Source organism: Desulfomicrobium escambiense DSM 10707, assembly GCF_000428825.1.
GTDB classification, from domain to species: Bacteria; Desulfobacterota; Desulfovibrionia; order Desulfovibrionales; family Desulfomicrobiaceae; genus Desulfomicrobium; species Desulfomicrobium escambiense.
Map to the genome: position 1 here is coordinate 322,999 of NZ_AUAR01000002.1, position 7,805 is coordinate 330,803.

General features: G+C 66.0%; 6 protein-coding genes. 3 read left to right on the plus strand and 3 right to left on the minus strand.

The window, feature by feature from the left end:
- Positions 1–43: 43 nt before the first annotated feature.
- Positions 44–889, plus strand: coding sequence for a bifunctional methylenetetrahydrofolate dehydrogenase/methenyltetrahydrofolate cyclohydrolase FolD (gene folD / locus G394_RS0103260; RefSeq protein ID WP_028576434.1), 846 nt, complete (start codon positions 44–46; stop codon positions 887–889).
- A gap of 56 nt (positions 890–945) precedes the next feature.
- Here the strand turns inward: folD and amrB are convergent, their stop codons facing one another.
- From amrB to G394_RS0103275, 3 genes are all read right to left on the minus strand, one after another.
- A complete protein-coding gene (gene amrB, locus G394_RS0103265; RefSeq protein WP_043774569.1) occupies positions 946–1,758 on the minus strand; it encodes an AmmeMemoRadiSam system protein B in 813 nt (270 codons plus the stop codon).
- Positions 1,759–1,767: 9 nt separating this feature from the next.
- Positions 1,768–4,827, minus strand: a complete 3,060-nt coding sequence (locus tag G394_RS0103270) for a tetratricopeptide repeat protein (RefSeq protein WP_028576436.1) — start codon at positions 4,825–4,827, stop codon at positions 1,768–1,770.
- A 121-nt stretch (positions 4,828–4,948) separates the two neighbouring features.
- Entirely contained in the window at positions 4,949–5,956 is a 1,008-nt protein-coding gene (locus G394_RS0103275; protein ID WP_028576437.1) for a sigma-54 interaction domain-containing protein, read from the minus strand.
- An 84-nt stretch (positions 5,957–6,040) separates the two neighbouring features.
- Between G394_RS0103275 and sfsA the strand changes: the two genes are divergently transcribed.
- A complete protein-coding gene (gene sfsA, locus G394_RS0103280) occupies positions 6,041–6,748 on the plus strand; it encodes a DNA/RNA nuclease SfsA (RefSeq protein WP_028576438.1) in 708 nt (235 codons plus the stop codon).
- A 31-nt stretch (positions 6,749–6,779) separates the two neighbouring features.
- A complete protein-coding gene (hslO, locus tag G394_RS0103285; protein ID WP_028576439.1) occupies positions 6,780–7,655 on the plus strand; it encodes an Hsp33 family molecular chaperone HslO in 876 nt (291 codons plus the stop codon).
- The last annotated feature ends 150 nt before the right edge of the window (positions 7,656–7,805 follow it).

Below are 7,805 nucleotides of genomic sequence, written 5' to 3' on the forward strand. Positions count from 1 at the left end.
AGGGCGCACCGAGGTGCGCCTTTTTTCATCAGCAGAGGACACCATGCGCATCATCGACGGAAAAAAGACGGCCGCCATCATCCGTCAGGAACTGAAAGACCAGGTCGGGGTCCTGGCCGCCCGGCACGGCAGGGCCCCTGGGCTGGCTGTGATCCTGGTGGGCGACAATCCGGCCTCGCAGGTCTATGTCCGCAACAAGGAGCGCGCCTGCGCCGACGTCGGCATCATCTCCAAGGGCTTCCGCCTGCCGGCGGACATCCCCCAGGAGCAGCTCGAAGACACCATCACCTTCCTGAACTCCGACCCGGCCATCGACGGCATCCTGCTGCAGCTGCCGCTGCCCAAGGGGCTGGACAGCCAGCGCTGCCTGGACCTCATCGACCCGTCCAAGGACGTCGACGGCTTCCACCCGGTGAACATGGGCCGCCTGGCCCTTGGGCTGCCGTGCCTGCGCTCCTGCACCCCGGCCGGCATCATGACCCTGCTTGACCGCCACGGCATCGACGTGGCCGGCAAGAAAGCCGTGGTCATCGGCCGCAGCAACATCGTCGGCAAGCCCCTGGCGCTCATGCTCCTGCAGAAGAACGCCACGGTCACGGTCTGCCATTCCCGGACCAGGGACATCGCCGAGGAGGTCCGCACCGCCGACATCGTGCTGGCCGCCGTGGGCATCCCCAAGTTCGTGACCGCGGACATGGTCAAGCCGGGGGCCGTGGTCATCGACGTGGGCATCAACCGCACGGAGCTCGGCCTGGTCGGCGACTGCGACTTCGCGGGTCTGCAGGACACGGCCTCGGCCATGACCCCGGTGCCGGGCGGCGTCGGCCCCATGACCATCGCCCAGCTGCTGGTCAACACCCTCGAAGCCTACGTCGAACACGTGGGCTGACGGCAACAAAAAAGGGGGCTTTGGCCCCCTCTTCATGACCGCTTTCGGCGCGGCACCTATTCGATGATGACCCCGGCATAGCCCACCACCCTCGACATGTCCCCGTTGACGTCGCCCGACGTGGCGTAGGCCACGAGCTCGGCCTTCTTGGCGCCAAGGATGTTGGCCAGGTGCATGCCCATGGTCATGGGCAGCACGCCGCACATGGAGATGTTGTCCTCGCGCACCGTGCCGTAGAAGCCCATGGGGTCCAGGGCCAGGATGCGGTCCAGGGCCTTCTGGTCCACGATGCGGGTCACGGCGTCCGAGGCGAAGTGGTTCATGTCCGAGCTGACGACCACGGACACGTCGCGGCCCTGGGCGTTCAGGACCTCCGCGATCTTGGAGGCCGCCCCGGCGAGCTTGTGGGGACGCGGGTCGCCCACGGCGATGGGCACGATGCGCATGTCGGGGTTCTTGGCCCACAGGAAGGGCAGGACTACTTCCAGGGAATGCTCCTGCAGATGGGCGACGCGGTCGGCAGTCAGGGCCGGCTCCGCAGCCAGGATGGCCGCAACCAGCTCGGCGTCGACCTCCAGGCTCGCTCCGGGCAGATGCCACTTCCCGTCGGGCCACACGGCCAGGGGCGCGCCCATGCCGGTGTGGTTGGGCCCCAGCAGCAGCACCGTGTCCGTCAGCCGGGCCCGGGCCAGGGTCTGGCCCGCCACGCCGCCGGAAAACACGTGGCCGGCGTGGGGCACCATGGCCAGCCTGGTCACCGCCTCGCGCTCCGTTTCCCCGCGCATGCAGGACCTGACCGAGGCCAGCCACTGGTCGTGGCGTCCGGCGTAAAACTGTCCCGCGACAACGGGCTCGCGATCAATGCTCATCTCTCCCTCCTAGCGAAATTTCTCGACTTCCCGCTCGATGCGCACGCCTTCGAGCTCTGCGGCAGCCATACGGCCATATAGCGTGTTTGGGAAGCGCTCTTTGAGGCCCAGAAGCGTTTCCCGCCACCTCTTCATGTCGTCATTCCTGCGGAAAAGGACGGCCTTGCGGTAGGTGTGCGCGGGCCAGTCCCGGTCCTCGGGCGTGACGTAGCCGTCGTATTCGAGGCTCCAGGCCAGGGCTTCCTGGTTCCGTCCGCGCCGCTCGGCGGCCTGAACGAGCAGTTCCAGCGTCTCCTTGAGCTTGGGGATGTCGTCCTTTTCCTTTTTCAGCAGTTCCAGGGCCTCCTGGCCCAGGATGGTGGCGCGTTCGAACTCACCCGCGGCCAACGCGGCCCGGCCGAGAAAATAGTGGGCGTAGCCGCGTTGCGTGTCCGTCAGGCCCAGGTCCGTGGCCAGCCGGTCCCACAGGGGCTTGGCCATTCCTGCCTGGTTCAGCTTCTCGTTGGCCAGGGCCGCGGCATAGTCGACCTGGCGCCGACGCTCGGCGTTCAGGTTCCAGGGCGCAACCCTGCGGGCCAGTTCGAGAATGTCCTTCCACTCCTGCAGCTCAACGAGCATGGCCAGGGTCAGGTCCATGCCCGGCTCGGAATGCTCCCCTCTGGGGATGGAGCCAAAGACGAAGGGTTTGGCCATCTCCAGGGCCTCCCTGGAGCGGCCCGTACGCATCATGGCCGTGGCCACGACCAGCCTGGTCTGCGGGTCCGGCTCCCTGTCCGTGTAGAGGTCCTGGTGGTCCGACCAGTTCTGGACGATGCCCTCGAAATTCCCCTGCTCCAGGTCGCGCATGATCCAGTCCCGCAGGGCCTTGTCGGCGACTTCCCGCGCCTTGGGCAGCAGCTCGTGCTCGGGGTAGTCCTGTTCGAAGCGGCGCACGTCCTCCAGGCTTTCCGGGAATTTCCCTTTCCACAGCCGCCACATGGCCAGCTTCAGTCTGGCAATCGGGGCCAGGGGGCTGTCCGCATGTTCGAGGATGCGGGTGTAAATCTCTTCGGGGTTGGCGTTCGGGCGGTCGAAGACCGGGGCCATGTCGCCGATGGAGGGCTTGTCGAGCACGCCTTCCTCGGCCAGGCGCATCTGGGCGATGAGGCCGCCTTCCCTGTCCGGAAAAGCCTCGGCCGTGCGGTGGTAGAGTTCGCGTGCGGCATTGGGCTTGTTCTGCTTGAGGTGGATGTCGCCGATGCGGGCCATGGCCACATCGGCGTCGGGCGCATCCGGCACGATGTTGACGTACGTCCAGAAAAAATCCCGCGCCCGGTCGTCGTTGCCGCTGAGCATGGCCGCATACCCCGCGGCCATGAGGAACGACGGGTCTTCAAGGTAGTAGCGGGGCCAGCGTTTTTCGATGGTGTTCACGATGTCCATGGCCTTGTCGAAAAAACCCAGCTCCGTGTAGGCCTTGAGAAGGCCGACGTTGGCCGGCTTGACGGCAGGGCTCATGGGGAAATTCTCGATGACGTAGCGGTAGTGCTCGGCGGCCTTGGCGAATTTTTTCTCGCGCAGGAAGTGGTCGCCCCAGAACGTGTCGATCATGGCCACGCGCGGGTTGTCCGGGTACTTGCGGCGCAGCAGGTCGAAATTGCCCTTGGCTTCGGGCAGGTTGCCCACCGCGAGCTGCAGGAAGCCGATGCGGTACAGGGCCTCGGGCATGTTGGGAGATGCGGGGTTGGCGTACATGGCCGTTTGGTAGGCGTCGAGGATGGCCGTGTAGTTCCCCGCGAAGTCACCCTTGCCCTGCTGCATGGTGATGTCGGCCAGATTGTAGAGCAGCTCCTCGCGCAGGGCTTCGGGCACCTTCGGGTGCTCGATCATGGCGGTTATGGCCTGCCGGCTGGCCGGCAGATCGCCCGCGGCCACCGCAACCTGCGCCAGTCTGTACAGCGCCTCCAGCTCGGCCGTGCTGTTGTCCTCGGTCATGTTGCCGGTGACAGCTGTGGGAGTTTCGGAGGAGGCGTTGACCGTCATGGCCGCCTCCTGCGCAGGGGCGTCGGCGTCGGTGGCGTTGCCGGGTTCGTCGTGCGATGCGCTCGCGTTCGTCGCTTCGGCGTCGTGTGCAGAGTCGGGTGCCGGCTTGTGGCGTGTCTCCTGCGCCGAGGAGGTCGCGTTTCCGTCGGGCGCGCCGGCCTCCTGGGTCTCGTGGTCCGGTCGGGCGGTGATGGCGTGGGGCGCGTCAGCCGGCAGAGCCTGCGCACTGGTCGCGTTGTCCGCCGCATGTCCTTCAGCTGCGTCCGGTCCTGGCCCCGTGGCGTGTTCCGTGGGAGTCTCCTCGGCCGCCGCTTCAGGTTCGGTCTGCGGCAAGGGCGCTGTCGCGTTGCGTTCGACGGGCATGCGCAGCCGGAACGTGTCGCGCGACTTCGGTTCCGCTGCGGCGTCGAGACCGGCCTCCCGTTGTCCGGGGGCCGCCGTTTCTGCCTGGTCGGGTGGAGTTGCGGGACGACTGATCCGTCCGCGCAGGGAAGCCGTGCCCGAGAGCGAATCCTGCGGCGACCCGCCCGTGGCATTGCCGTCCATCGCGATATCGTCTCCAGGCTTCGTCGCATTGACGTCCGCCGTCGGGGCCGCGTCCCGCCCTTCCTCCTGCACGGCCGGGAAGGGGGCCGTTTCGTTGCCGGGCGTCGACGCATTGGCGGGCGTTTCCGCGGAGGAGTTCGTTCCATCCAGCGCCGCGGGCTCCGTAGCCGGGGTCGCATTTTGCGGCGGCGGGGGGGCCTGTGTCGGCGGCGGGTAGAGGATGACGTTCAGTTCCTGCAGGGCGGGGTGTGCGGCCGAGGAAAAGATGAAATCCCCGTTGCGGGTATCGATCAGAATGCCGTCGTCTGTGACCGAGACGCCCTTGATGAGCGCCGAGGCGGTAAAATTTGGGATTTTGGGTTTGGCCTCGTTCGCCCAGAAGTCCGCGGAGATGGGGATGATGATCCGCGTCAGCCCGCGTTGTCTGGGCTCGGCGACGGGCAGGGAGGAGGAGAACGAGAACAGGAGCCGTTCGTGGTCGGCCGCCCGAGTCCACGTCAAGACCGCCCCAGAGGCGCTCTGGTGGGGGAGGGCGCCCAGAAGGGCGGCAAGGAGGAACCAGATCAGTCTGGCAGGTGTGTGTGCGCGCACGGTCTGCTGTTAGCAAGAATCGGGCAGAACATCACAACATATTCTTCTTTTTCAGTTTTTCAATCAGGGTGGTGCGCTTGATGCCCAAAACTTCGGCGGCCTTGTTCTTGACCCCGTCGACCTCTCCCAGGGCCTCGTTCAACAGCCGCTCCTCGACCTGATCGAGAAACTCCTTGAGGCCCATGCACTGTTCGCGAAGGTCCTTGAGTTCCGGCCAACGGAACAAAGCGTCCGCCAGGACCGGGGCGCGCTTAGGCACCTCCACTCCGGTCTCCCGCAGGATCTTGTCCGGCAGGTCCACCAGGCCGATGCTCTCGCCGTCGCACAGGATCGACATGCGCTCCATGAAGTTCTCGAGCTCGCGCACGTTGCCCGGCCAGGAGTAGCGGGCCAGGATGTCGGCCACCTCTTCGGCCATGCCCAGGGTCGTAGAGCGGTTGTTGGCGCAGAAATTCCGCAGGAAGTACCGGGCCAGGACGAGCACGTCCTCGCCGCGTTCGCGCAGGGGGGGCAGGGTGATGGGGATGACGTTCAGGCGGTAGAAGAGGTCCTCGCGAAAGGTGCCCTTGCGCACTTCCTCCTCCAGATCGCGGTTGGTGGCCGCCACCACGCGCACGTCGGCCTTGATGGTCTTGCCCCCGCCGACGCGTTCGAACTCGCGCTCCTGCAGCACGCGCAGGATCTTGACCTGCAGGGAAAGTTCCATTTCCCCGATTTCGTCCAGGAAGACGGTTCCGCCCTGGGCCATCTCGAAGCGGCCGATCTTGGTGCGGATGGCGTGGGTGAAGGCGCCCTTTTCGTGTCCGAAAAGTTCGGATTCGAGCAGTTCTCGGGGTATGGCCCCGCAGTTGATGGGCACGAACGGCTTGTCCGCCCGCCTGCTGTTGCGGTGCAGGGCCCGGACCAGCAGTTCCTTGCCCGTACCGGACTCGCCCGTGACCAGGATGGTGCTGTCCGAGGGGGCCACTTTGGCCAGAACCCGAAATACCTCTTGCAGGGCGGAACTCTTTCCAATTATTCCACAGGTATCAAACGACATAGCCTCTCCTGGAACGGGGATGGTCTCGATGCTGTTCCGATTCTGCCTAACTGTCAAGAATATGACAGAAACGCAACCCGAAATATGCCGTATCTCCTGAAATTTCCGCAGGGAAGCCGTCCGGCCCTTTTTGTCGCCCGCGAGAAGCGCTTCCTGATCCACGTCCTGCTGGACGGTCGACCCGTGACCGCGCACACCAACAACTCCGGGTCCATGCTCGGCCTCCTGCGGCCCGGCATGGAGGTCTTTCTCTCCCCGGCCGCCTCGCCGGGACGGAGGTTGCCGTACACCCTGGAGTTGGTGCGCCCGTGCGGGGATTGGGTCGGCGTCAACACCCTCGCGCCCAACCGGCTCCTCAAAAGGGCCTGGGAAACCCGCGCCCTGCCGGAACTGGGTGCGTACACGGATTTCACCGCCGAGGCCAAATGGGGGGATTCTCGCCTGGACGCGAAGCTCACCGGCCCCGACGGGGAGTTCTGGATCGAGGCCAAGAACGTGACCATGGTCGAGGACGGCGTGGCCTGCTTCCCCGACGCAGTGACCGAGCGCGGCCAGAAGCACCTGCTCGAACTCATGGAACTGGCGAAGCGGGGCGTGCGCGTGGGCGTCTTCCTGGCCGTCCAGCGTCCCGACGGACAGTGCTTCGGCCCCGCCGACTTCATCGATCCGCGTTTCGCCGAACTTTTCTGGCAGGCCCTGGACAGGGGAGTGGAGTTTTTTCCCCATGTGGTGCACGCAACCCCAGATGGCATCGCCCTGGGCCGCCGCCTCCCCATTGTTCCGCAGCCCTGATCATCAACTCAGTAATTTTGGACACGACACCATGAAAGACAACCTTATCCGCGTCATCTCCGACGAAGCCAACGTCCGCGCCATGGCCTGCCTGACCACCGCCACGGTCGGCGAGGCCTGCGTCAGGCACCGTACCAGCCCCACCGCCTCCGTGGCCCTGGGTCGAGCCCTGACCGGCGGGGTGCTCCTGGGGGCGCTCCTTAAGGGCCGCCAGCGCGTGGCTCTCAAGTTCGAGGGCAATGGGCCCCTGGGTAAGATCGTCGTCGAGGCCGACCCCATGTGTCTGGTCCACGGCTACGTGGGCAACCCCGGCGCCGACCTGCCCCTGCGGGACGGCCGCTTCGACATCCCCGGCGCCCTGGGGCGCGCCGGCCTGCTGACCGTGACCAAGGACCTGCAGCTCAAAAGCCCCTACCAGGGCGTGGTCAACCTCGTGTCCAGCGAGATCGCCGAGGACATCGCCTACTACCTGACCGAGTCTGAGCAGACCCCCTCGGCCATGGGCCTGACCACCATCCCCGACGACCAGGGCGGCATCGCCGTGGCCGGCGGTTTCCTCCTCCAGTCCCTCCCGCCGGCCAACGACGCGGCCCTGGAAACCCTCACGGCCCGCATCGCGGCCATGCCGCCCCTGGCCAGGCTCCTCTTCGACGGGGCCGGCCCCAAGGACATCCTTGACCACATCTTCGGCGACATCCCCTACGAAATCCTCGGACACCAGGACGTGGCCTTCCACTGCGGCTGCTCCCGCGACCGCATCGAACAGGCCCTCATCACGCTCGGCGTGGACGAAATCAAAAGTCTGGCCGAGCGCGGCGAAGACACTGTCATCACCTGCGAATTCTGCCGCGAGCCGTACGCCTTCACTCCGGCGGATTTGCGGCGGCTGGCCGACGAGAGGCATTAGCGGGGACGGGATGGTGAAGATGCCTCCGGCGGGCAGGGGTGCAGGCCTGCCGAAGGAGATTGTACGGCAAGAACAAACTTGAATCTCCCCCTGCCAAGGGGGAGTACCCGAAGGGGGAGGGGGTATTCTTCCTTCCTTCGGGTGAACTGT